The following is a 23,790-nucleotide window of genomic DNA, read 5'->3' on the forward strand; positions in this document are numbered from 1 at the left end:
CTTCACGTCCCACACACCGTCGTATTCTCTGGCACTCTGGCGGCAGCTTCGACGAGCTCCGTCAGTGCATACGCCCAGCCGATCCGCTCCTGCTCCAGCCGAACGTTCCCCTCCGAACGGATGCGCTCCAGCACCCGCTGCTCCCCCGCAGTTAGGGTCAGATAGGTACCGGCGGCCGGCTTCGGCTCCGGCACCCACAGGTCGCGGTAGGCGAGCAGGGTCTCCTCGTCCATGAGGACGCTGGTGACGTTGGTACAACCCGAGCGCAGCGCGTGCAGGATGGCGAATCCGTTGGAGTCCAGGTCCCCCCAGTACAGAACACGCCCGGACTGGATCCACGGAATGCTGCCGAGGCGCGGCGCCGCAAACCCGCTGCCGTGCACAACGACGGCGCCCGGCAGCTCCGGCATCGCGAACATCGTCTCGAGGTTCTCGAAGACGAACACCACGCTCGGCGCAACGTCGAGCGCGGCGAACTCCTCTAAGGGCGCGATCACATGGCACAGTCCCCCTGGGCGTAGCGCGGGATCGAGAAAGCGCACGCGCATCAGGGCGGGCGGGTCAAGCAGCCCGAGAGAAGACCGTCCGCTGACCGCGGCGTGCAGACTTTCCACAACCGCTCGGTGCCCCTCGAGCCATTTCGTGTCGATTCCCCGAATGGGCAGCTGCCGAATGCGCCGACCGGATGCCGGATGCTTGGCTAGCCACGCCACGACGTGCAGCAGAGTGGCGAAGTCAAGCTCCGCCAGCTGCTGGAGCGTGCGACCGTGTGTGCGGATCGCGGCGGCGAGTGCACCCGTGGAGGCCATGTCTGCCGCCCGCTCGGCGAACGCCTCGTGAACCAGTGCCGCACGGTCGCGCAGCACCCGCCAGTCACGCCCGGCTACGGAACCGGCGAACCCCGCGATCGCGTCCGCTCCCCGGAGAAGGCACCTCTCCGGCACAGTTTGGGCGCCAACCCGCGACCACTGGCGCACGCCCCAGCTCACCTCGACCGTGGGCTCGCGGGCGTCCGCTGCCTGCCAGGCCTGCACCCAGGCGACGGCAGCTCCCTGGTCCTCCAGCGCCGCCCGTTCGGTAGGCGGGTGCAGCACGATCTCGAGCCGGGCATCCTCACCACCGAAGGCTGCCCAGTCCCGCTGGTCGGACAGCACCTTCTTCAGGGCACGCGCCCGAGCATCGGCGACGCTCACCATCCCGCGCGGAGCAGCCATCAGACGTTCTCGACGTCGCGATAGACCACAGCGGCGGTTCGCGAATCCCGCCGGGAGGCGTTAGTGATCGACGTGATGCCGCCCACATAAGGTTCGATCGTCTGCAGCAGCTTCTCCGGTGTGGCCAGAATCATGTGGAAACCGAACTCCACGAACACGTCCATCGCCATCCGGGTGTAGCGGCTGTCGGCCTTGTCGAAGGCTTCGTCAAGAATAATCGTGGCGTACGAGGGCAGTTCGTCTTCATCGGCCGCGAGCTGGTAACGGAGCGCAGCGGCCAGGCAAAAGATCACCAGTTTCTGGCGCTGCCCGCCCGAGAGCCCGGCGCTCGAGTCGTGCACGTTCATGACCCGACCAGCCAGGTCTATTTCGCTCGCCATGAAGGTGACGTGCTGGCGGGTGTCGAGGCACCGGCGGGTCCAGGCCACGTCGGCGTTGTCGCCGGAGGCGAGCCGCTGCATCAGCCGGTTCAGCACGGCGAAGCGCTGTTCGGCGGCGGCGAGGGTGTCCTCGCCCCAGGCTCCGTCGACCACGGTCTTGAGGTCGGCCATGAACTGCAAAACCTCGGGGGTGCGCCGGGTCTTGACCTCGATGCGCAGGTACCGCTCCACGTCGAAGCGCGAACGCCCCAGTGAGAAGTTAACCGGCTCGATTCGGTCGGCGATCTGCTTCGGGGCGTCACGGATGTCCGAGGCAAGGTGACCGATCAGGTCGCGAGATTTGTCCCGCAGCAGTTTAAGGAAGTTGCCCTCGTGCTCGGGCAGACCACGTTCAACGATGCCGGCCAGCAGCACCTGGTAGCCGCCGCGGTCGTCGATGGAGATGGTCAGGTCGCCGGCTGCCGCCGGCCACGTGGCCTTGAAAACGCTGGCGCCCGCGACGAAGTCGGACTCCGCGCGCCGCAACAGCATCTGGGCGGCGCTGGACTCCCGGTGTAGGGACTCGCTGACCTTGCGGCCTACCTCGCCGATGTTGCCGCGATCGATCTTGCGCTGCACCGAACGGTACCGGGTCTCGAGCAGGGCCGCGTCGCCTTCGCCCACCTCACCAGGTTGATTCTGCACCAGTACCAGCAACTCGGCGATGAGCGCGTCGACGATTGCGAGCGTGGCAGAGACCTGGCTGACCCGCAGCGCGGTATCCCGCGCACGCACATCGGCCGTCCGATGGCTCTCGCGGGCCTGCTCCTCTGCGTCGAGGGCGTCCTGCAGTTTGGTGTTGCCCGTTGTCAACGCAGCGAGTTGCCGGCGGCGGGCGTGGACAAGTTCGTCGGCCGTCAGACGGTCTAGCTCGGACCATTCCTGGCTGAGTACCCGTTCGAGGACCGTGCGGCGACGAATGGCGGCCGTCTTCGCGGCGTCCGCCTGCGCAAGTCGCACACCTGCATCGTCCTTTCTCCGCTCGGCATCGCGACGCCGTGCCAGCAGCAGCTCGATCTTCGCCTCGTTGTCGGCGCCGAGGATCCATTGAGTTCGGTCGTCGATGCGGTGGCGGTCGTTCTTCTCGTAGCGGCGGGCGGACTTCTTGACCTGCCCGCCGATGGTCACTCCCCGGTCGACGCTGTCGAGTTCGTCGGGGCTGTCAACGCAGGCAAAATCGAACTCGGCGGCAACTCGGGCCTGAAGCCAGTCGTGGAAGGGCCCGTCGCTGACCCGAATGCGGTGCAGCAGCGATCGTGTGGTGCGCGCAGCCCGGGGTTGGTCGGCGACAGCAGGCACCGCCTCGAAGACCAGTCGGGCACCAAGGTTGCGAGCCTCCACGCGCCGGCGTACCTCCGGCAGGTGGTTATCGCGCACGAGCAAGGCGCTCGCAAGCGGGAACACAACCCTTTCGATCGCGCCGCTCCAATTTGCGAACTCCGGCAGGACCTCGATCAGCTCGCCGGCGAATGGCAGTGCGGTCTCAGCGACGCCGAGCTCTTCCGCGAGTCTCTTGCGTGCGAGCAATAGCGCGGCCGGTAGATTGCTCTTCCGGTGGCGCATCTCCGTGAGCTCGCCGTCGATCGCGGTCAGTTCGCGCTTCGCCGCGGAGTACTGCTCGTAGTCGCCATGCTCGTGGGTGGCGGCGGCGGGCGGCGTTTCGTCGAGAGCCCGGCGGGAAGACTCCAGGAGCTCCGCGAACTCCGCGCCGTTCGTGGGGGCACCGTCAACGCCGACGCTCGCGAGTTCCTCGGCGAAACGGTTCCAGCGCCCGGCGGTGGACGCAGCGTCCTTTACCGCGTCGTTCACTCGCTCCTGCATCTGGGCCGCGTCGGATCCGCCGAGTTGCATGGCCCGGTGTTCCGCGGTGCGCAGCAACTCCGCGGCCTCGGCGAGGGTGGCATCCGCTGTGCGGGCTTCATCGGTGGCGCGCGCCTGCTGGGATCGGAGCAGACCACGTTCGTCGTCGGCAAGGCGCAAGGTGAGCTGGTTCTGGAACGGGTCGATTAGGGCGCTCAACCTCTCGGCCTCCGCACCCGTGGCCGCGGCGCTCTCATACGCGGTGATGGAATTCTGAAGCAGTGCGAGGTGGCCGGCCTGCTTTCGCAGCTCCACCACGTGTTGGTGCGCCTGGTTAAGTTCGCCGAACTGCTCCACAGCGTTCTTCGCCCGGGCGAAGGTCGCCGGTTCGTCGAGCATGAAGTCGCGGAACAGCTGGTCGAGGCTACCGAGGTTCTTCGCCGACTGTGTCTTGTGCAGCAGGTGCAGGGCATTCAGGCTACCGATGCCGAGCAGGCGTCGAAGCTTCGCGTAGAACGGGGCGTGTGATCCGGTGGTCGTGACCACCGCGTCCGGCCAAGCGCTCTTGATACGACGGGCTTCAATTCCTGATGCCACGTGCTCATGAAAATCCAGCAGGCTAACGTCGACCCGATCGATGAAGCAGGCGTCCTTCAGGTCTGCCTTGTCGATACTCGCCCCACGCAGATGAAATACTCGCGCGAGGGTGATTGGGGCATCATGTTCGTTCTCGAACCGCAGCAGGATGCCGCTCCAGGTGGCGGACTTGCGCAGGTAGGTACTCACCGCACGGTCGAGAGTATCGTCGGCTTCTTTGCTCCAGGCGCCGCGCACGTAGCTGACCAGGGTACGGTCGTCGTTGCGGCTCGTGGAGTCCTGCGCGGCGGCGTTGAAGCGCAGCCATTTGTCGGGGGTGAGCACGGTGCCGATCGCGTCCAGCAACGAGGACTTGCCCGAGCCGGAGGCCCCGGTGAAGAGGTGTCCCTTGCGGCCCACCGCAATGCTGTGGTGCCCGTCGAAGGTGCCCCAGTTGAGCAACTCGACCCGGGCCAGGCGCCACTGCCCCACATTAATTGGCCCGTTCGCCGCCGGCCGACCCGCGGTGCCCGGTTCGTCGTCGAGGCCCGTCATCTCAAGCATCGTCATGAGGTAATCCCCTCGCTCTGGTCGTCTACGAGGTCATCCGTGACGTCGCCGTCAGCATCGTCGACACCACCGACATTCGTGTGCGAACCGGCCCCGCCGCTCGCCGCGATCCTCTTGTACTCGCCGCTGATGGCCGCGATCTGCTCGGCGTCCACGATGAGGCGCAGCACCGGCGAGATCTCGGCCCGGTCCTCGGCGCCGGCCTGATGGATCACCCGCAGTGTGTTCTTCATCTTCAGCCAGGTGGAATTCAGTCGCTTGTTGAAGTCGCTCTCATCGCGGTCGACGGTGCGGTACACGCGCAACTGCTCGAAGACGTCCTCCTGCCCCACGATTACCCGGCCGCCGCCCTCGCCGGCGAGCAGCATCTGGCGCAGCACGAGCAGCATCGCGGTGTCGAGGAAGGTGAGCGCCGCGGTGCGCACGGTGCTCGGCACCTTGAGCTCGGTGGTGCTCACATTGCGCACGAACGCGAACTCACCGACCCGGTCGATAACCAGCTCGAGGAACAGTTCGTGCAGGCGCGACCGGATGCCGACCTCATCAGCCAGCAGCGCCGACCACAGCGCGGGGGCCTTCACGCCCGACAGATAGGGACCCTTGATCAGCTCGAGCAGCGCCCGCCGCGACTGCTCGCCGATCACACCGGTGTCTCCCGCCCAGAGGGCGGTGGCGGAGGCCGCATCCGTCTCGGTGTTGGTGCCGGTCTCGGTGCCGAAGTCGGTCAAAGCAGTCTCCCCGTGAAGCGGTAGATCGGAATGTCGGCGGCGCGAGCCGTATCGTCGGCGCCTTGCCAGCGCACTGTTTCGACGCCGTCGCCGGTGGTGCCCTGGGTGGCGGCGAGGGTGAGCAGCCCCACGACGCTCGCGACGCCCTGGCTGGCCGGATGCCGTTCGAGAACCTCCCGCACCGTGCACTGTGTCACCTCGGCGAGTACCGCGTTAACGTTGTCGGTGAGCTCACCAAAGTCGATCTCGGTGGCGCGGGCGAGGGCGCGCAGAGCCTCGAGGTCTGCGGTCCCGGCCACATGCTGCACGATCGGTGCGCTGGCGTCGAGGTCGGCCGGGTCGTGCAGCCGCACCGCGCCCACGCTGCCGAGCGCCAACGCAGACAGCTCAAGGTGCAGGGTCGTGGGCTGGTACGGCTTCGCGTGCGCGGATGCCACCACGCCGGCGGCCAGCGCCGTGCGCAGCAGGCCGCGGAGCACCCGGTCGCGCTGGTAGTCCTGGGACTGCACGTAGCGGCGCAGCCCGCGGGCGAATGCGGTGATGACCTCGTGGATCTCACCGCTGTGGTCTTTGAGGGTGCCGATGAAACGGCGCAGGTAACGGCGCTGCGCGCTGGTGAGCTCACCGGCGAAATCACGGTCCAACACTCGCTCGATGTCGTCGTCGAACGCGGCGCCCACGGCAGGGTCGAGCACGAGTGCGGAGAAGCCGGCGAAGCTGCGCCCCTCGTCGGAGTCGCCGATCAGGTCGACGCCGCGGAACACTTCGTCGAGCACAGCGCGCTGCGTGTCGTCGGATTCGACGATGCGGGCTCGCAGGTCGCGGTTGAGGGTCTCGAATTCGGCGCGCACCCGGGCGAAGTCGGAGGGGATCTCCTCGGCCTGGGCCAGGATGTCCCGCACCCGCTCGAGTGCCCGGGCCGGGTCGAGCGTGTCGAGGTCGCCGGCGTGGATGCGTTCAATCTGTGCGTCGATCCGGTCGCGCTGCGCGTGCAGCTGCTCGAGCCGACGGGTGGCGTCCGGGTCCGTTTCGATAGCCAGCTGGCCCAGCTGCACGCCGATGCTGGCCAGGCGCGACTCGGTGACCGTCTGCCGGGGAGCAGCCAGCTGCTCCAAAAAACGGATGGCGCCGAGCGCTCCCGCCGCCAACTCGAAGGTCTCGCCGCGCGCCTCCTCGGCGGGGCGACGGGTAAGGAAACCCGCCTTCCGCCATTCCGCGCAGTACCCCTGGGCACTCTGCGGCAGCTCGAACCCGTGCCCGCTTAGCGCCTCCAGATCGTGGTCGAGGCGCTCGTAGAGCTCGTCAGTGGGCAAGCGCCGGGTTTCCGCGCCGAGGTGCTCGCTGAGCAAGGCCGCGATCACAGGAGCGTTGTCGGCGCGCAGAAGCCGCAAGGTAGCATCCGTGTCGACGAGGTGTTTGAGCGCGTGGGTCTGACTCAGAGCGGACACGAGTCAGGCCTCCTTCGGCTCGGGCGGATTGGGCACGGGAAACGAAGCCCCCGGGATCATCATGCCGCATGATGCAGACACCGTCGATCGCGCAATGACACCCCGGGAAACTCGCGGCAGTGCGGAGTCCTAGAAGCGAGACTTTCCTGCGGCAGGACTCTACCGACAGCTGCCTTTGCTCTGCCGATAGCCGAAGTGCTGGCTTGCAGGCAAGAACAAGCCCGCAACTCAGCCCACGCGACGCCGGGATGTTGGTCCCGCTATCCCGCCGGCAGCCGCTCGATGTCCCACAGCGTCACCTTGGCATTCGCAGCGGAACCCCGCGGCTGACGTCTGCGCCGAACGGCTAAGAAAAGCTTGGCCTGCCCGTGTCCGAACTCGTCGCAGGAACGGTCCTAGTCTTCTTGGCCCATTTCGTGATAGCGGTGCGGCCCGCTGAACCAGAGGCCGGTTGTCCAGGACCGCCGGTAGACACCGAGGTATCCCACGTTTTGCACGTACACGTCGACGTGCCATGACTTCGTCTTGTCCTGAGGCAGTTGTTCACCGAGTTGCGTTAGCCGGGTGTGCCACCCCGCAAGGCTTGATATTTCGAAGACAGCGCGACGAGCTGCGGCCGACTTGACGGTCAGAGTGCCGTCGACCCGGGCGCGTTCGTCGACATTTCCCCAGTCGCTAATGTGGTCGCCCATCTCGAGGTGAAGACCTCCCGGGTGTGGTCCCTGGTTTTCATTGAGTCCCTCGCGCTCCAGTGCGCTCCGTCGAAATGCATCTGACTGACGTGCCCATACCGGCGACAGCTCATCGCGGCTCGGGGCGGTCCAACGTTCATGGCTGAGCGCTCCGCCGGCGGACAGCCCGTTCGGAAGGTGGCTCCACCAGACGTAGGCGTCGAGGTTTCCGTCAGCATCCCAAACCTCAGACAAGAGGCTGAGCGCGGCAGTGTCGGTTCGCAGATCAGTCTCGAGAGGCCCCTGGCAATGCTGGGCTCATCACGAGCCATGCCGTAGCTCTGCCGGTTCGTGTCGTGCGAGGAAAGCACAAGGGTTCACCGTTTGCCCCACCAGCGGGTTATGTCTATTCGGGGCTCTACCTTGTCATTCAATGGTGGATGGAACTGGGGCGGGACGGCTTCCAAGTCATTCGCTTCCGGCTCGAGAGGATCGATGAGCAGGTCCCTATTGAGCCGCAATCGTTGAACGTGCCCGACCCGGAATTCACCACGACGTTCGTGTCGCGTCGGATTCGGGATTCGCAGTTGGCGCGCGACGTGAAGAAGCTCTACGACTATCAGTGTCAGGTGTGTGAGCACGCAGTCCCGACCTCGAGCAATGTCTTTTATGCCGAGGGCGCTCACGTCAGGCCGTTGGGGCGGCCCCACTTTGGCCATGATGCTCTGAGCAACATTTTGTGCCTCTGCCCGAATCACCACACCCAGTTCGATCTGGGAGGACTGGTCTTGACTGACGAGATGGAGGCCATTGAAACACGGACCTTGACCCCGATTGCCAGCCTTTCCTTCCGCAAACTCCACATCGTTGCGCTCTCGAATGTCAGCTATCATCGCGCTCTCTGGCTGGGCGAACGTGGCCTGTCCAGCGATTTGCGCTTACTGCAGCCGTCAGCCTAGAGCGAGCGACAGCACGCGACGTCAACGACCTGTGAAACATGCTCGGCATCATGTCGCAAGTGACGCCACCTCGCTTAGGAATACTGCGGCGCCGTAATGAGCCGCATACGGGAGAGTAGAGCTAATCCTTGATGGGCGATATCTTCCAGACTGCATGGACAAGACCGGCAAGAAGGTGTTGCCGCTGATCGATTCCCACACTCGTCCAGTCTTCGAACGAGCGGAGCTTTTGGTTGATTGCAGTTACCGTCGTGTTCTTACCAACATCCGCGAGCTGATCGAGGCTACGGGTGAGATAGTTGGCGCTCTTCGAATAGTGAACGCGCTTCTGTGCGTAGAAGTCTCGCCCCGCCACGATATTGAGTGGTTTTTCGAGTAGAGCGAGATTCCCAAGCTTGATCTTGTAGTCGTTGTACTCTGCGTCCGGGTTCTTATCCGCCCAATCGGCCAGCAGTTCGCCGTCCGGGTTGTTAGGGAGAATATGCTCGATCTCGAGTTCGGCGAAACGCTCGAGGCTTCCACGCTTGAGCACCCCCGTGAACGCCATGTCAACATGCTGAGTGATTCTGGCTAGCAGGTAACGCGTGCGATATTGCTGCATGGTGCTCAGCGTGTACCGATGCAGCGCGTCGTCAAGTTCCGCTCGCTTCGACAGCATGTTGCTCTCGAACCGGACCGAAACAAAGAGTTCGAGTCGATCACGTTGATTCTTCTGGTCACGATCCTCGGCAATACCTCGAAGTTCGTCAGCCCATAGGGAGAAGTTGCGCTCAAGATCCTTCGTGGGCGTCTTGGTGAAGATGTAAAAAAACAGAAACATTTCAAGCTGTTCCACTAGATAGTCAAACAGCGCTTTTGGCAGGTTCGCCCCCGCGAGAAGCAGGACGTAGTGGAGGCTGAATCCCCCGCCGGTTAATCGCTTCAGGCTGTCCATTGCGATGTTGGATTCGCGGTCGTTACCTTGGCCCTTACTGAACGCCAAGTACAAGTCGACATTCCGGATGAGCTTGCTTACGAATGCGAACGGGGTGTTCGTGTACCCAACGACAGAAGCATTCGCCTTATCGACGAACCAATCGTAGATCTCGTCTTCCCGGACGACAGCGTCTCCCCTGGCGCTTGAATTCTCGTAATTAGCCATGAGGAAATAGCGCAGAAACCGCAGCGGCTTCTCTCGCGCAGCCTCCAAGGGCGTCGTAACTTTCTTCCACTCAACCTTCAGCCGTGCGAACTCCTCGTGCTTCACGTTCGTGAAGAGTAGGTTCTTCAGCAGATCCATAGGGTTGAGGCCGACGCCGCGCTCATTAATAGTTTCAAAGATCTTCAGCGCACTACTTACGTCAGTCGAGATTTGAATGAATACGACCTTGTTCGCGACGAAGGCCCAAAATTTTTTGAGTTGAGCCACGCCGTTATAGTTAGCTTCCAGGAACGCGTAGATGGTGTCGTAGGCATTCACCAGTCTCTCGATCGAGCCGGTCATTTGGACACCCGACGTGCGCAGACTGGATTTGATGTCACTCGGCGATGCGTCCGTTTCGACGATCCGCCTGACCAATGAACCGGCGTTCTCGTACTGCGGGTCCAGCTTCGGCCGCCTCACCGTATTCCCGTCGGAATCCGTATAACTCGACATGAGCAATTGGCTCAGCGTGGCGACTTGTTCTTCACCCGAAAATTGCTGCCTCAGGGCGCAAAGCAGGAGGTAGAGAGTAGTCAAGCGTTGTTGACCGTCGATGACGTCCACGTACCGACCTCCGGCGGTCGGTGACACGAGAATCATGCCGATGAAGTATTCCCGATCGGGCACATCAATCTGCTCGTTGATGTCTTCCAGGAGCTGGCGGACCTCTCGATCTGTCCAAACGTATTCGCGCTGGTAATCCGGGATCGAGTAGAAATTCTCTCGGAACGCCGATTCGATGCTGAAGCGTTGGTTCTCAATTTGAGACAAGTTCTTCACTCTCCGTGGTTTGAAACCGGGCCTGTCGTAAGCAGCACATTACGGGGTCGGCCTCATTCACTTGTGATCTCGAGCAGCACGGATGGCTTGCCAGCCCACGAGATAACAAGCTCATCCCGTGCACGGCTGGCCGCCACATAGAGCAACGACCGCTCGCGCAACATCGCGTCTTCAAGCTCCTCGGGAGCGACGCCCTTGAGCGCCCAGGCGTTCGGAATCGATCCCTCCGAGACATCGAACAACAGCACTCGAGAGAACTCCATGCCTTTGGCCTTGTGCATGGTCAGGACGAGTGGATGGCCGACAAGGCCGGCGCCAGGCTCCGTGAGGGCTACCGTGACTCCCCGTTCGGCAAGCTGCTCCTTGAGCTTGAGCCCTTGGTTTCGAGATCGAGCCAAGACTGCCACCGTTTCGGGCGTGATGTCTGCATCTGCAAGCCAGCCCTTGAGTACTTCGGCGACCTTGTCGTACTGCCCATCGGCCGTGGCTGATGAAATCACGCGAGGGGACGGACCGCTCCGCGACGAGCGGTAGCCGTGCTCGTTCTCGTCGTTCCCGTCGCTGTCAACAAATTCGCCTCCTTCCAGCACTCCAAGCGCGAAGCGCAGGTTCTGCTGGGTGGTGCGGTAGTTCAGCTTCAGCCGACGCGAGCGGCCCGTAATCTTGATGCCGTAGCGCGACAGCACCACCGGATGGCCGTAAATGCGTTGATGCGTGTCCTCCGCGATGAAGAGGTCATTCTTGCCTTCACCTGCCAATGCGCGCAGCAACTGCCAGTGCAGCGGCGTGAGGTCTTGGCCTTCATCAACGAGGACGTGGTCCGCGAGGCGTTCCGGGTTGGAGTGTTCCAGATAGGCGGCCGCAATTGCGGAGACCTCCGCAAAGCTCAGCGTGCCCATGTGTCGGGCGGATTGTCGGTACTGATCGACGACGGCCCACACCTCCGCACGTTTGCGACGATCGAGGGCGATGCCTCTCCCGGGCCGACGCACCTTAAAGTACTCTTCCTTGCTGGTCACTCGGTTCGGCAGAATCACCTGAAGGTACTCGCCCTCGAAAAATGACGGGTTCTGCAGCTGCTCCGGCAGGTCCGCCCCCGCGTCATCAATCGCTTCGCGCCAACCGGCTTCGGTGCCGACGAGCGCCCCACGGGGTTCGATCGGCACTCCGAAGACATGCTCGGCGGCCTCTCCGAACTGCGCACCGGCGGTGTCACGAACGGCAACGGCGAGCGCGTCGATGCCGCGCACAAGCACACCCGGCTTGCCCAGTCCCTTGGCCCACGGGGTCTTCGGGTCAAGCCGTTCGAGATCACTCTCCAGAGCAGACGAAAGGGCCTTCGTGAAGGTAGTGAGCACAACCCGGGAGGCGGGGTTCGTCTCAGCCAACCGGTGTGCGCGGTGCAACAGCACCACGGTCTTTCCCGTGCCTGCGCCGCCCGACAAACGGAACGCGCCATTGAAATCTTTGTCGACGTACGTGCGTTGTTCCGGGTGCAAGAAGATTCGCCAGGCACCGAAGTCTCCGCCTTCGATAACCTGCCTCAGTTCTTCGTCGTTCTCAATGAACGCGAACTGCATCCGTGCGGCCGGGTGCTGCAAGCCCTTCGCGATTCGCTCGTCTTCTGTCTCGTCAGCTGTTGGTGGAGTTGCCTCTTCGGGCTCCACGTGTTCAGTGGTGAACCCAAGGGCCACTCGAATCTTCTCAACAGTGTCGCCCACGGCTAGCCCAAGCACCGCATCAATCTGCCATTGGTTCGCGAGGCTCTCCGACATCTGCAACAGCTCGTCTTCACTCGTGGCAGCGAAGATTCTCCGCGCAGCAAGCTCATCGAAACCGAGCGCCATGGTCAGATCTGTCAGGAGGTATCCGTGCGTCGCGAGAAACGACTCGGCAGGCTTGTCCAGCTTCGGAACAGCCTGCGGAGGATTCGGGTACTGGTCGCCAGCCGCCGGCATCCCTCCTTCAATGATCTCCGTTATGCCGTTAATCGGGTTGAAGTGCAGCACTCGCGTTCGCGCGCGCTCGATCGCTTCGTCGTGCGGCCATGTGCCGTCATAGACGTAGATCGACTCGCCGTTCTTCTGATCGAGTTTGAACAACACGGCCCGCCAGAACTGATCGACTCGCCCAGTGCGTGCGCGTGCATCCGCGGCCTTCTGCATCGGCTCGATGTGTAAACCAGGTGAGGTGTCGTCTGTAGCCAGTTTCTGCAGGAAGGCGAAGGACTTCGATTGCACGATCTTGTCGAGCTTCTGTCCCTTGAGCTTGGACATCACAATCTGTGGCATAAGCGCGCTACTTTCCAGTTCCCAGTGCTGCTACGACAGCCTCAACATTCGGTTCGACAACGACCCAGCCGGCCTTTTCAAGCTCAGCGCGGTCCCCGTCTCCAAGCCCGAGAGACACCGCGATCTGTCCGATTTCCCAGGCGATCCCGACGGGGATGCCGTCAGCAACCTCGATACCGATTGCGGGCACAACCATGTCCGGCCAGACAGCAAGTTGCGACAACAGGTCTCGCTCGTCACCGTCAGCAAATTCAAGCGCCGCTGCCCACTCCGCTGAGAGAGCAGCGTTGACCACAATGTCGACCGCGCCAAGCTGCGGCGTGTAGTTGCGCACCTCGGAGATCGCCATGATCTCGCCAAGCCGTGTCACGTCGGCCGCACCGAGCAGGTTCGAGAGCCGCAGCCACAGTTGCCAGGCATCCGCGAAGTTCGTGTCCGCCACAGCACTCGGTCGGTCATCGAGCATCAGCACGACCTCGGTGGCATCTCCGCTGCCGGAATATCGCGAGACCATCACAACAGACTTGCGCGCGAGCTGCCACGCGTATGGCAGGTTGGATGCCGCGGGCACAGCCCCATGCAGCACGTCCGCTGCGCGCCCAATCAGAGCCTCCGCCGAAATCACAGCTTCGACGAACGAGCCCGGCAGGGTGAGCATCGGCAAGGCATGTGCAACCCGCCTCCACCGGTCCTGAGCCGCACCAGGATCTTGCAGCCAGTCCATAAGTTGCGTAATCGGATTGGCCGTCACGTGGTCAAGCGCGCTCGGCGACAAGCCGAACTGGTTAACCATGGATGCTGCAAGGTCGCGGTCGAACCAGGACGCTGCGGGCTCGACGGCGCCCGTGTCCGCACGCTTGATGTCGTCCCAGGTGATCGCCATCACGCCATAGCCTTGGGCTCGTAGGTACCGCCGCTTTGATGCATCATCAGCGATCCGGTTGTGCGCGGTCGTCGCGTGGTACGCCCGACCGTCGGTGTAGATCGCCAGAGGAGTGGCTCCGCCGCCGACGGCCTCCAACACGAAGTCGGGTCGAGTCTTTCCGATGAAGGGTTGCGGGGTTAGCGCCCATTGATGCTTGCTGCCAGGCAGCGTCAGTCGAATCGTGTTGCCCCAGGCGCCGGGGATCTCTTTGATCGTGGCGCCGAGGGCTCGAGCCCGGTCCATGAATACCTTGCGGAACCACTGCTCGAGGATCGACTCGGGGTCCTGTGATCCGGGATCGATTTGGGTAACGATCCATGGAGTTACGTCGCCGTGCTCATCGATGCCCAGGATCGTGCGCAGGTGCCGTTCAGCGCTGGCGCGTGAAACGCGAGCGAGATCTCCGCCCGGAGCGAAGGGAAGCAGGCACCGATGGCAGGCGTTTCTGCCCTCGTGTTGACAGGGGCATTCGGCCACGATTCGCCAAGCCCGCTCAAGAATGTCGTGGACGTTGCCCTGGTCGGCGAGGTCCGCGAGGTACCCGGTACCGCCTGGTACGGCATCGTGAATGAGCAGGGCAATATTGTTGACCTCGTCGCCCAGCACGGGCTCCACGATGGTGACGAGTCTCAGGTGGTCGGGGTCGCCGCCAATGACCTCCCGCAGTCCCAACTGCACCGCCGCCGAGACGCTTGGAAGGCCGAGGCCGTCACCAACCGTCACTGAGCTGGGCAGCCGCAGCACAACGCCTTGTGTCGTCAGTGTGCGACTGAGGGCGAGCTGCCGCGCGTGCTCCTGCTTGGACTTGCGGTAGCGACACCATGGGCGATGCTCCCGGGCGGTGTTGACGTCACCCTTCTGATCGAGCTTGCCGCAGGCCCCACAAACGCGGAACAGCGGCGGGGAGTGTTCCTCCCCCGCGACCATCCGCGGTACCCCTGCACCGGTTACCTTGCCCAAGTTGACCCAACGGATGGTGAGTTCACGCAGGTACTTCACCCCGAAGGTGGTTCCTTCAACGAACCACTGGCGCGCAACGTTGGCCGGGTCTATGTCGGCCGCGATCTGCACGGTGAATCGCTCGCGCTGCCGCTCGTCACGCCGGTCGCTGATGGTTGACTCGTCCCTGCGCACCTCTGCCGAGACCTGTTCCAGCTCGGCGACGTCGAACTTCTGGTTGGCGTCTGCGATGCCTTTGCTTCCGCAGCGCGGGCAGCTCGCCGGCCCCTTGGCCGCGTCGCCATCCGTGGGCACCATGACGTCGCGGGCGTAGCCACAGTCAGGGCAGAATACCCAGGTCTGCACTCGGGAGCCTTCGCTGCCGAGGTCCACGGCGTCGATGAAGATCTCGACACCCTGGGCGTAGAACGTTGCCCCCGGCGCGAGTTCGTTGATCGCGATTCCGGCGCCGCGCTCGTAGGTGATGGCGTCGTGCTGGAACTCCTGGCTATCGGGGTCGATCCAGCTCAGGGCGACGTCGAGCCTCACACTGTCGTCGAGCAGGGTGTAGTTGGGCAGCACGCCAAAGCGTTCGAGCGCGCCGACCCAATGCTCGTCGTACAGATCGCTCGATTGACGGATGACCATTCCCAGCGATGCCTTGGCCGCTCTGAATGCGACCTTGTCGTCTTCGCTCGCGGCCGGGTGCCCGGCAGCCGCCTCCAACTCGGGCAGCGATTCCACGATTGCCTTCTTGCGCAGCCGCAGGTTCTCGATCTCACCGTTCCAGCGAGCGCTGGACGCGATCAGCGTGCTTGCGATTCCGCTCATACGAGGCTCGACGCCGGGCATCGACCAACTGCGCAGTGTCTCGACTGCCCATTCGCTGAGGTGGTCGAAGGTTGCGAGAAAGGCCTCGAGGCGATCAATCGCGTTGGCTTCGGCATCGTCAATGACGGTCGCCAGGAACGCGGTTCCTTCGGTCTTGGCGAGCACGTCACGGGCGTGAGCGACGCCAGGGATCAGCCCCTCCGCGGCCAGGCGGTCAACGATGGATGCCGTGTACTGGCGTCGCAGAATCTCTTCTGCGTTCAGGTAGGTGGCCGGCGGGCGCACCTCTCCATTGATCACGGAGAGCGGATCGCCGAGCTTGGGCAGCTGCTCGCCACGGCCGACGACGAAAGCCATCGTGAGCGCGTTCCCAGTCAGACGCCCCGCCCGCCCCACACGCTGCAGGTAAGAGGCGACCGATCTCGGTAGCCCCGCTAGGAAGACCGTCGAGAGGTCCCCGATGTCTATACCCATTTCTAGTGTGGGCGTAGCCACGAGCACGTTGGGCGCATCCGGCCTCTCAATCGCGGCCTTGAACCCGTCCTCGTATTCGAGGCGCACCTCGTCTTTGAGCATGCTGGTGTGCTCACGGGCGACCACCCGGCGAATTTCGCCGTCGTTGTACTGCCCGCGGTAGTAGTTCGCCTTACCGGCAACGGGCCGAAGGGTGCCGCGGCAACGCGCCACCATGCACGGCCCGCCGCCAAGCTGGTCAACGACGGTGGCCGTTCCCGGCACCGGGGTCTGACACGTGTCGCACTCGAGCAAGTTGCGCGCGGCTTCCAGCTCAACGAGAGCAATGGGTGCAACGAGGATCCGGCTGGGGCTCAGCTGATAGGCGATCGCACCGCTGGCGCCGATCGGGGCGCTTAGAATGATCCCGCTCTTCTCTAATTCAACGAAGAGCAGCTTCGTGAGCTTGGCACCGTCAGAGGCCGTGACGCCGAGCACCTTGCGTGCCCAGATGGCGTACCAGCCCTGCGACGAGGTCGCCTGGTCGAGATTGGAGTCGCGGGCACCCTTCATGGCAGCCGTGGAGCCGACCCGCGGGTAGGCAGGCGCTTCGCGATCTTTGGGGAAGGCGGGCATGCCTTCCCCACGGGGCCGACCGCCCCAAACATGCCAACGCTCGCCGTTGTTCTCGATGTACTTGCGGAACCACTCGTGCTCGATCGAACCGCGCTCGCGCATGCGCTCGAGCACGCCACGAACCCAGCGCACGACGTCTACCGTTGCGACCTCGCCGTCACTGTCGTCGTCTACGAAGCCCGCGGTCTCGAAGTCACGCACCGTTGCGCGACCGATGGCCTCGAGTCGCGTCTCCGGGCCCGCATCGACCTCGGCAGCCACAGAGCCGGTCAGCTCGAGAGTGCGACCGACCCGGGATTGCAGCCCGAATTCCATGGCCAGGTCGAACTTGAGGCGCTTTCGCACCAGTCTCATCGTTCTTGCAGGCACGTTGCGAGCGCTATCCTCGCTCCAGAATGACGAGAAGGAATCTCGGTCAACGACGTCAGGCGCCAGCAGGCGGTAGCGCAGGAACATGTCGTCACCTGCGCGACGCAGGAGCTCCTCGGCAACGTCGTCGAGGGTCGAGACCCCGTCGCCGATGGCGTCCCGGATGGCATTTCGCAAGCTGAAAACGTGCGATCGGCTCTGCACGAATCCGGCGCGATGGGCGGCATCCTGCACGCTGTCGGTGAAGACAAGCGCCTTCTTCTCGATGGCGTCCAAATGCCGATCGCCGAAGATGGTGTTGATGCTCACCGAGAGCAGCGTCGAGATCGCGCTACCGAGGAAGCGAATGCCGTCGGCCTTCTGGCAGTTCGGGCAGACGTCGTTGTGCGAGGCCTCGTCGGCGTCGTCACCCATCAGCGTGAGAACGGGGAGAACGTCAGTTACGGCCTGCACGGCCTCCTCGTCGTGGGGCGGCTCGAGGCTGAGGTGGCGTTGCTGCACATCGAACCAGAACAGGCCTTCCGTCTTAGACTCATCAGCAGCCGCCTGCTCATGCTGGTCAGCTTCTCGCGGCGCATAAATGAGCGCCCGAAATCGCGCTGAGCTGTTGGCATGATTACGACGGATGTCGATGTCGCTGTGATCGAGGTCGAACCCAACAGGGCCGAGCTGCACGCCCCAGCCGCTGCGCCCACAGTGCCGGCAGTAGATGGCGGGGAATTTCGCGCGTCCTTCCACGCTGAACGGGTCGTCGTTCTCGCGCTCTTCGATGCCGCCGTCGTCAGACCAGTCGTATCCGACCGTGGGGCCGGCGTATCGGTCGAGCCGGGTGAGCGCGCGAACCCACAGGTGCAGATCCACCGAGGCCGCCGAGCGGCCAGCCACAGCTCGTACGCGGCTCAGCGCAGCGATCACTGCGACCAGGAAACTTTCGCGGGCAGCATCTCGTTGCTCGATGCTCTCGGTTGTTCTGAGTCCGGCGGGAAACAACGCCACGGCCAGCGTGTCGATCGACACCGCATCGCTCGCGGCCTCGCAGAGGTCAAGGATGAACGGATGCCCCTGGGCAGCCGCGAGCATCAGCTCGTGGGTGGCGTCGGCGAACGCCTCCGCCGCATTCGGTTTACTTCCTTCTGAGTACAGGGTGGCAAAGACCGTCCCAGTGAGGGTCTCGGCGTCGCGGTGTTGTTCGCCCAGCGCGGCGACTGCATCGATCAGTTCGGTGACGAGGGCAGCGTCCACAGGTCGATATTGGAGGCCACGGTCGGCGAGGCTTACTTGAGCCCCCGCTGACCAGTCTTCGAGGCTCAGGCGGGTTTCGGTGATGATGCTCTCGTCATCGAAGTCGTCGCCGAAGACGGTGTTGGCGAAGTCGACCATGAGCGTGGGGTCGCCTTTGTCGCCGAGGGTGGCGGACGTGGCGATGGGGGTGATGAGCCCGAGCGGACGAGCCCTAGCCGCGTCATCGATGTCTGGATGAGCTTCGGGCCAGTTGCGCTTGAGGGCGAGGCCCAGCCGGCGCAGCAACATGGCGACGTCGGTGCCCTGAGCTCCATCGTAGGTATGGAACTCGTCGAGCACGATATAGCGCAGGCTGGTTGCGCTCTGCTTCCAGAGGGCCTGGTCGGCGGGGCGCAGCAGCAGCTGGTCGAGCATCTTGTAGTTGGTGAGCAAGATGTCGGGGGCCTCGGCGTGCATCGCCGTGCGGTCGGTGATGAGCCCGTCGGCGGTGACGGTACTGCGAGTGGGTCCGCTCTGCCCGGTATAGAGGGCAGCGCGCACCCCTCCCAGCGCCGGGCTGGTGGTGATGAGCTCGGTAAGGCGACGGGCCTGGTCATTGGCGAGGGCGTTCATCGGGTAAAGGATGAGCGCCTTGATACCCTCGACGCCCTCGCGCTTAGCGCGCAGCACATGGTCAAGAATCGGGTGCAGGAAGGCCTCAGTTTTACCTGATCCGGTGCCTGTCGTGACGAGCGTCGGAAGCGGGCGCGGCTTTTCCTTGCTCAGGTTCGCGCTGCTGAGCCGAGCGAAGGCCGCGGCCTGGTGACCGTAGGGCGGGAAGCCCTCATACCAGTCGAGCGTCGAACGCCATCTGTCCTCGGCGGGCTTGAACGGCAGGCGCAGTCGCACGTAGGGGCCTTTGAAGATTCCCCGCTCTGGATGCCGTAGGAATCGGTCGAGCGCCACGCGGGCGTCTTCGTCAGCAAGGGCAAACGTAGTCGAGAGGTAGTCGACGAGACCATCCCGCACATCCTCCGCTTGGAGGGTGGGGAGCAATTCGCTCACGAGCGCTCCTCGAGGATCTTCTCGAAGTGCGCGTATGCCTGCCGCATGTCCGCCTCGCGGTTGAGCGTCACAAACGGAAGCTCGTAGGTATACCGGATACCGGACGAGTTTTCTTCTGTTCGCTCATCGTGAGTTATTCGCCCTCCCCTTGAGCGCCATATGGTGAGTACCGAGTTGGGCACAAGGCGTCCATTCGCGTCGTAGAAATAGCTGCCCTGGTCGTACCCGAATAGGACAGGGAACTGCGTGCGGTAGATCGTGCAGAGCTCATCAATGCTGACCCCCAATGCCAGAGCAACGAGGGAGTCGATTTCTAACTCCGCCTGGCGGCGCAGAATCGCCCTTCTTAGCGGAACGCCCTGAGTCCACGTCCCATTCGATGACGCAAGAGGATACTCCTTCATTGCGCCCGAGTCTTCGGACCATCGATCACGGCTAAAGGCTTCTTGATAGCTGTCACGCCAAAGCGGCGCGTAGGCATCGACAAGGCAGTTGAGCCGAAGCGTTCGGTGGACAAGTTCAGGTTCGAGGGCGAATCCAAAGACTCCAGGAATCCTGTTCACTGTAGATGGGACGATATTGGACTTCAAACTCACCCGTATGAGAAAGTCCGCCAGCAATGACGACATCACTGAGGCGACAAGCGCGAGGTCCGAGGCATTGAGGCCCGGACCGCCGAGCACACTGATCGAATCGACATGATCAGGGCCGGGCGGAACAATCGCCGAGACTAAGGTTCGCCTCCCCGTGTTTGCTGCCATTTTCCGCCACGCAACGCGGAAGTAGCTGCTTGAAGGGGCGCGGTCATCTCCCCACCGCGCGGCGACTCCGCGTTCGCCTGCAATCCCGCGGACCGGGCGGTACGCCGCGACGGGAACGTTAGTCGCCCCGATCGACTCAAGGTCGACGAATGACCAGTCCGTCTGATGGAGCATTGTAGGATTCGGAGCTCTGAAGAGGGGATTCCCGACGTAGATGTGGGTCCCTTGGAGCACGAGATCAGTCCATGAGTCCGGCTCTCCCCAACCCACTTGAATCAGGCCGAGTTCAACGGCCTTCCGCTCGGGCCAGCCAGTCGCGACTTCAAACGGGAGCTCGCCTAGGCGACGCGCTTTCGAAACCTGCTGCATCACTCGCGAAGCGGTAGAGTTCACGGCCGAAACCATGCGCGTTTGAATCACCGGGACTTCACTAAGTTCGAGCGAGTCATGCCACGATCGAAGCTCAGACCAATCCACGTTGATTATTCGACGCTGGTGGGGGCGGAGATCCCAGCCGCCGCTTGGATCCTTCAAACCAGGCTCCACCCCAGATCCATCATGCGTAAGCGAGCGCAGCACCGTATCCGGATGATACAGAGAGACAGCAGACAGAAACGCCGGTTCATCCCTCTCAGCGCCGTACACGTTTACGCCGAAGTGTTTTTGGTGCTGAATCTCGAATAGGCGCAGTTCGTTGATGAACTCCCAATGTCGGCGAAGGCGCTTGTAGGTGGCTGCGCGAAGGCGCCCACCGTTTTCGTCGGTGAAATGCGTCTCGAGATGAATGAGAGCTGTCACACCTTGTCTTGAAGCGTTTCTCCAAGCCAGTTCCATGAAACAGCGATAAAGGTCTGGCTGCAATCCAGCGAGCAGTGGGTAATTGACCGGCGATCCGACGAAATGTGCAATAGCAACTACTTCAGACACGCCGTCTGCAACCAGGCCTCGAATGCCCGTAAGTGAAAGCGTCGCCGTCTTCTTTTCTGCAAGCTGCGCTTGCGTGGGGTTGACGGCAAGTTGCCACCACGGATCGCCCTCAGCAAGAAGGGAGTCGATATCCGAGCGCGGGCGCACCCATGGAGGGTTCCCAACTTGTAAATCGAAACCGCCACGGGCGAATACCGTCGCAAAGTCCAGTTCCCAGTGGAAGAAGCCCTGCTCGGCAGCAACGCTCTCCGCGACAGCAAGCCACGGGTACGTCCTCAGGGCCTCGTCAACAGGCGAAACCATTGCGAACGCGAGCTCGGTGTCCTCTGCGGTGCCAAGAGCCGTCCATTGGGAAGAAATCTGAAGGGTGTTCTGTCCCTGCGCGGCCAGCTTGGCCTTCACCTCGAAGTGGGTGCCGAGCAATGCGGTGAGGCCTGCGATCCACTCGTCAAGGCTCGGCGGCTGCACTCCTTCTGTCAGGGTGTCGGTAAGCGGCCAGAACCACAGGGCGTTCCAGGCATCCATGACACGACGGAGACGTTGATACGCGCCGTCGGAGTCTCCGAGTTTGGCTTCGATGTCCTCGCGGGATACCAAGGGTGTGGTCTCGACAGGCTGGGCCGGCGGTGATCCCCATAGCGGGATTTGTCGCCGGACCTCTCGCTCCGCGATCTCGAGTCGGCGAAGGGCGAATTGCCAGAGCGTCTCAACGCGATACGAGAGGTTGACGAGCTGGTCGAGCTGCTTCTTTGTCGGCTTGCTCGAAAACTGCCGACGCCAAGCTCTAAGGTCGGCTAGCGCAACCGGGGCAAGCTCCTTGGCCTCTTTGGCCTCGGTGGCGCTCCCCCACCCCTCCGCCGGCAAAAGGAAGTGATGGATGGAACCCGACAGACCGGAAGCGAGCCTGTTGTTACGGAGGTCCTCGAATAGGTCCACCACAGGTACATCCCGAGGAACGGAGGTGAGCCACGTCCTTGAGTTCACCTGGTCACGACTATAAACAGCGCGGCGAGCCCCGATCAGCGAGTTGCCTCGCCGGAGGTGCAGACCGAACCAGGGCGCTTGGAGCTCCTCAGACATAGTGTCGAGCCAGAGCGAAATCTCGGCGAGCTCCACTGCCGTGGAGTTGAGATCGACGCCGTAGACCTGGTGCAGGGCAATCGAGGCTTTCGCCTTCTGCAGCTCCCGCGGGTAGGCATCTGGATCGATTCTCTCGCCCAGTTCATTTTGCCGACGGCGCAAGTACTGATCAGCTAGTTGACGGACCGCCTCGAGCGCGAACGCACCGGAACCGAGCGCCGGCTCACAAACGGTCAGTCGCAGGACCTCGGCGGCCGTCGTGGTCGTGCCGTCTTGGTCGAGTAGCTCCTCGAGCGCCTGGGAAACAGTGAATCGCGTGAGCACCTCAGGCGTGTAGTAGGAGGCCGACTGCTGGCGCTCCCGGCCCGCAAGCCTGAACACGAAGCTGCCCTCAGCGTGAATCCGCGCTCGCGTCTCACCCGTGATGGGGTGCGTTTCCTGCACGAAGTCGTTGGGCTCGATGCTCTGTGAGCGTTCGACGGGCACGACCCAGGAGCCCTTGTCAGCGTTGCCGTCTTTGGCCACCTCATAGAGCTCGGTCTCGGCGAAGAAGCCCGTGTACGACATGAGGCCTTCGTATACCGCGCCGAGCTGGTTGATGCCCAGGTCGGCGTAGCTGATAAAGCCTCGGTCGCGCCCCTTCTGTTCCTTGCTCAGCAGCAGGTGCGCGAGAACCTCCTGGAGCTTGGTGTCGCTAAGCTGCACTTCGTCGATGTGGGCGGTCGCCTTGGGCAAGAAAAGGTCGGCGCGCAGGCTGTTGAAGACCAGGCCATCGCGGAGGTCGGAGGCTTCGGAGGGGGTCTCGACAGGCTCCACCACCGGCGCTGGCGATGGATCTGCGACGCCATGTCCCCTGTCGACCAGGCGGAAGAGCACCGCGAGCGACTCATAGAGGTGGGTGCCGTTCTCGCCCTGTTCGGTGGCGAGCTTGACGAGCGTCAGCTCGCGGAGGCGGTCGAGGCTGTAGCCCTCCTCGTATTCGCTCGCCCCGACGGGGAGAACGTTGAGTTCTGGCGAGGCCTCGGCGTAGAGCAGAAACAAGATTCGGTATAGGAATCGCAGCGACTGTTTCGCCAGGGTCTGAGCCTCGCTACCGGGCAGAGGTTCCAGGCCCTTCCGGCGGCGCCGCGCAACCACATCGTTGGCGATGATCTCGATGGACAGCCGCACACCCTCGCGCAGATCTTGCGAGACACCCACCGTGTGCTTGATCGACTCTTCGAGCACCTGGGACCACCAGATGTCGCCCTCGGCATTCGGGGCGAGAGATTCGGCCGATACGCAGGTGAGCGCTCGATCAATCTCGCCACCCTTTTTTGCATCGTTGCGGGCGACCGCGAGTTGCAGGTCAACAGCGAGGTAGCGTCCCTCTGCCCACCGTTCCCGCTCTGCGACGAGGAGCCACTTTCCAGCGAGGACGAGCGCGAAGATCGGCCCGTCGTCCTCGACAAAGATGGTGGAGAGCAGCCGCGCGACCGAGGAGATCGCGTGCTTGTCATTGTCGTCAATCTCGAACGGAACCAGCAAGGTGTCGGAATCGCGAGCGAGCAGGTCTTCGAGGGTGTCGACGGGGCTGGCCTCGATGATCACGAACGGTGAACCGTCGACGAGGCCGGGCTGGGTTACGCGCAGCAGCGGTCCGTTCTGGTCGAGGTGATAGCCACCGCCGGTGAATCCGAGCACCGTGCGCAGGGGACCGTAGATCTCGTCACGAATGGCAAGGTCCTCATCGCCCGGCACAAGTGCCGCCAGGCGTGTTTCGAGCTGGGCGCGCATCGCGGTGAACCGAGCCCGCGTCGACGGGGTGCCCTCCGCATCCTGCTCATCCCATTCCTTGCGACGCGCCAGCGCACGAGCTTGGAACGACTGGGACTTCGCATCCGTCGTAAAGAAGTGGTCGCTGAGCCAGCCCTCACCGATGATGATCGCTTCATCTGACATGCG

Annotated in this window: 10 protein-coding genes and 1 pseudogene; 2 read left to right on the top strand and 9 right to left on the bottom strand. The window is 63.2% G+C overall.

Features of this window, described 5'->3' with window-relative positions; genetic code table 11:
• Positions 1–2: 2 nt before the first annotated feature.
• From E3T22_RS03345 to E3T22_RS03365, 5 genes are all read right to left on the bottom strand, one after another.
• A complete protein-coding gene (locus tag E3T22_RS03345) occupies positions 3–1,214 on the bottom strand; it encodes a Wadjet anti-phage system protein JetD domain-containing protein (RefSeq protein ID WP_134480329.1) in 1,212 nt (403 codons plus the stop codon).
• On the bottom strand, positions 1,214–4,579 hold the full coding sequence (locus E3T22_RS03350) for an ATP-binding protein (protein ID WP_134480330.1): 3,366 nt from the start codon (positions 4,577–4,579) through the stop codon (positions 1,214–1,216). The genes E3T22_RS03345 and E3T22_RS03350 overlap by 1 nt, the downstream gene beginning before the upstream one ends.
• Positions 4,576–5,307: a DUF4194 domain-containing protein gene (locus E3T22_RS03355; RefSeq protein ID WP_134480331.1), complete on the bottom strand. Its 732-nt coding sequence runs from the start codon at positions 5,305–5,307 to the stop codon at positions 4,576–4,578. Before E3T22_RS03355 ends, E3T22_RS03350 begins: the two co-directional genes overlap by 4 nt.
• Positions 5,304–6,755, bottom strand: coding sequence for a DUF3375 domain-containing protein (locus tag E3T22_RS03360; RefSeq protein WP_134480332.1), 1,452 nt, complete (start codon positions 6,753–6,755; stop codon positions 5,304–5,306). Before E3T22_RS03360 ends, E3T22_RS03355 begins: the two co-directional genes overlap by 4 nt.
• A gap of 395 nt (positions 6,756–7,150) precedes the next feature.
• Entirely contained in the window at positions 7,151–7,447 is a 297-nt protein-coding gene (locus E3T22_RS03365) for a hypothetical protein (protein WP_134480333.1), read from the bottom strand.
• Between the two features lie 272 nt (positions 7,448–7,719).
• Here E3T22_RS03365 and E3T22_RS19445 point away from each other — a divergent pair.
• Positions 7,720–7,917, top strand: a pseudogene (locus E3T22_RS19445) (YDG/SRA domain-containing protein); the annotation flags it as partial.
• Between the two features lie 138 nt (positions 7,918–8,055).
• Positions 8,056–8,385, top strand: coding sequence for an HNH endonuclease (locus tag E3T22_RS19450; protein ID WP_255454551.1), 330 nt, complete (start codon positions 8,056–8,058; stop codon positions 8,383–8,385).
• A 121-nt stretch (positions 8,386–8,506) separates the two neighbouring features.
• Here the strand turns inward: E3T22_RS19450 and E3T22_RS03375 are convergent, their stop codons facing one another.
• The 4 genes from E3T22_RS03375 to E3T22_RS03390 are packed head-to-tail and all read right to left on the bottom strand — an operon-like array spanning position 8,507 to position 23,787.
• Positions 8,507–10,348: a DUF262 domain-containing protein gene (locus tag E3T22_RS03375; RefSeq protein WP_198415082.1), complete on the bottom strand. Its 1,842-nt coding sequence runs from the start codon at positions 10,346–10,348 to the stop codon at positions 8,507–8,509.
• A gap of 53 nt (positions 10,349–10,401) precedes the next feature.
• Positions 10,402–12,639, bottom strand: a complete 2,238-nt coding sequence (locus E3T22_RS03380) for a 3'-5' exonuclease (protein ID WP_134480335.1) — start codon at positions 12,637–12,639, stop codon at positions 10,402–10,404.
• A 7-nt stretch (positions 12,640–12,646) separates the two neighbouring features.
• Positions 12,647–19,078: a DEAD/DEAH box helicase gene (locus E3T22_RS03385; RefSeq protein WP_134480336.1), complete on the bottom strand. Its 6,432-nt coding sequence runs from the start codon at positions 19,076–19,078 to the stop codon at positions 12,647–12,649.
• On the bottom strand, positions 19,075–23,787 hold the full coding sequence (locus E3T22_RS03390) for a DNA methyltransferase (RefSeq protein ID WP_134480337.1): 4,713 nt from the start codon (positions 23,785–23,787) through the stop codon (positions 19,075–19,077). The genes E3T22_RS03385 and E3T22_RS03390 overlap by 4 nt, the downstream gene beginning before the upstream one ends.
• Positions 23,788–23,790 lie beyond the last annotated feature (3 nt).

This window comes from Cryobacterium sp. TMB3-10 (assembly GCF_004402305.1).
Lineage (GTDB): Bacteria > Actinomycetota > Actinomycetes > Actinomycetales > Microbacteriaceae > Cryobacterium > Cryobacterium zongtaii.

Excerpts from the sequence above, each read along its gene's own strand:
- E3T22_RS03365 (WP_134480333.1), bottom strand. The coding sequence starts at position 7,447 with ATGGGCGACCACATTAGCGACTGGGGAAATGTCGACGAACGCGCCCGG.
- E3T22_RS03350 (WP_134480330.1), bottom strand. The coding sequence starts at position 4,579 with ATGACGATGCTTGAGATGACGGGCCTCGACGACGAACCGGGCACCGCG.
- E3T22_RS03380 (WP_134480335.1), bottom strand. The coding sequence starts at position 12,639 with ATGCCACAGATTGTGATGTCCAAGCTCAAGGGACAGAAGCTCGACAAG.
- E3T22_RS03345 (WP_134480329.1), bottom strand. The coding sequence starts at position 1,214 with ATGGCTGCTCCGCGCGGGATGGTGAGCGTCGCCGATGCTCGGGCGCGT.
- E3T22_RS03390 (WP_134480337.1), bottom strand. The coding sequence starts at position 23,787 with ATGTCAGATGAAGCGATCATCATCGGTGAGGGCTGGCTCAGCGACCAC.